At 44.9% G+C, this 2,030-nt stretch carries 1 protein-coding gene; it reads left to right on the top strand.

The genetic code is table 11. The features are described from left to right. Positions 1-157 precede the first annotated feature (157 nt). The coding region (locus ACS8FD_RS13325) for a transglycosylase SLT domain-containing protein (protein ID WP_439276238.1) at positions 158-2,030 on the top strand (1,873 nt) is incomplete at its 3' end.

Raw genomic sequence — 2,030 nt, 5'->3', positions numbered from 1 at the left:
CGCTGTGCTGCTACGTGCAGTTTCCCAAGTAGCGATTGATTAATTTAATTTAAATTTTGCAGATCATCTTCTATAGAATGATGGTCTGTTTCTTACATTGTATATTATACTGTCGATTATCTTCATTACTTCTTGTCGCTAGGAACCTTCTATCATCATGTCTACTGTGTCATCAAAACCCCAATCATTTATAGCTTTACCATTGACCCTTGCAGTGTCAACCCTACTTATCAGCGCCTGTAGCAATACGTCAACGGTAAAAAATACCAGTGCTACCAATAGCTCGTCTGTTGTGAATAAGCGCCCAGTCAAACAGTCTGGAGCTGCTCGCCCAAGTACGAGTGATGACTACTCAACTGCATTTTTGGATGCAGAAAGCTTAGATGAGTTGGCAGACTTATTAGAAGCGACTGATATGACCATGGTTGAAGACAATAAACTGGCTATTCAGCAATATGGTGATTTGTGGAATCGTCTAAGAGCTGGTTATCGTATGAATGGCGGTCAGCCTATCTACAATCAACGTATTGAAGGGCAAAAAAGCTGGTTTACTAGCAGACAAGATTACTTAAACAGGTTGACTGCGCGTGCCAGTCGCTATATTTACCATACAGTACGTGAAGCTGAGCGTCGCAATATTCCAACTGAGCTTGCCTTATTACCAGTAATTGAGAGCTCTTATGATCCAAGCGGCACCAGTAGTGCAGCGGCAGCAGGTTTGTGGCAGTTTATTCCAAGTACGGGACGAATTTATGGTTTGAATCAAAGCAGCACCTATGATGGTCGCCGTGATGTGATCGAATCAACACGTGCAGCCTATGACTTTTTGACAGCGTTATACAATCAGTTTGGTAGCTGGGAGCTGGCACTAGCAGCTTATAACGCAGGTCCTGGTCGTGTACAAAAAGCCATTGATGCCAATGCGGCTCGTGGATTGCCCACTGACTACTGGTCGCTCAGACTGCCTACTGAAACAATGAATTATGTACCACGCTTTTTGGCGGTAGCAGAAATCGTCGCTAAGCCTGAGCAGTACGGTGTTTACCTGCCAGCTATTGCCAACCGACAGCATTTTCGTAGTGTACCAGTCAACTATGGTGTCAGTTTGGCTGAAGTGTCGCAAGTAACTGGCGTTAGTTACGATGAATTAGAAAGGCTGAATACAGCTCTAACATCAGGACGTGTTGATGCCTCAGGCCCGCAGCGTATCATCATCCCTAATGATATTAATACCAATCTTGATGCCAAGCTTATATCGTTAAGAGGCAATGGTACGAGTAACGTTATTGCCTCAAGTAACACCAGTAGCCCAAGTAGTACTGCTACGCCAAGCTATAATAGTCGACCATATACCAGCTCGTCATTACCTTCTACTGGTGGCGGCTTGGCAGATTACGCTGCCAGTGCAAGCGTGCCGCAGCAAACGACCAGTTATATCTCTCCGGCATCGTCTAGCGGCTCTGGATATAATAGTAACTCGACTGTTAGCACTGAGCCACCTATCACAAGTAAAGAGACCAGTAAGATTAATGCTGAACTGCAACGCAGTAATAGCTTACCGACGACCTCTGCACAGATTACACAAAACAATACCATTGTCCAAGAGCCTCCACTTAGTAAAGAAGAGCGCGACTTTATCGCCAATCAGATACGAGTCAAAACACCAGAAACCGAGGTCATTAACGCTGATGGCAACATCAATCTATCCGCGGTACAGACACAGCAGTCTATTTTGGAGGCCAGTGGTGAAGATAAAAAGTTGAGCTTTGCAAAAACGCCAGTCAGTAAGCCAAAACCTCAGGGCAAACGTACAACTTATACGGTAAAACGCGGCGATACCTTATCAAATATCGCCAGTCGTGCAGGCGTCAGCTGGCGTGATATTACTGAGTGGAATCAAATAGATGCCGAGGCAAAGTTGTTGTCTGGTAGTACTCTATATTTGTACGATGCCAAGACTATTGAGCCATTGAGTAGTGCAAATACACAAACCAAAGATCAGCCAGACAGTTACGTTGTACAGTCGGGCG

This window comes from Psychrobacter sp. 1U2, assembly GCF_051847575.1.
Note: the sequence above shows the minus strand (reverse complement) of the source record. Positions and strands in the feature narration are given on the sequence as shown.